Below are 273 nucleotides of genomic sequence, written 5' to 3' on the forward strand. Positions count from 1 at the left end.
GATGAGCAATCGGCTCGACGAAGTCCAGAATCGATTGGGTACGGTCCGCGAACTGGAATCCGTGGTACGTGCAATGCGCGGTATCGCAGCGACACGGACGCGAGAAGCGCTCTCCCGCCTGCCGGGCATCCGGGCTTGCGCCAACCTGATCGGCCTTGCGATCGCAGACGCAATGGGCATTGCCGCCCACCGCCCATCGGAGAGCCGAGGGCCGCCCGTTCCGGCCGACACTCACGTCTTTATCGTCATCGGCGCGGCGCACGGCTTCGTGGG

General features: G+C 65.9%; 1 pseudogene. It reads left to right on the forward strand.

The features are described 5' to 3' along the window. Positions 1 to 273 (forward strand): annotated as a pseudogene (locus SB771_RS34435) (hypothetical protein); the annotation flags it as partial.

This window comes from Burkholderia sp. SIMBA_051, from assembly GCF_046534915.1.
GTDB lineage: Bacteria > Pseudomonadota > Gammaproteobacteria > Burkholderiales > Burkholderiaceae > Burkholderia > Burkholderia ambifaria.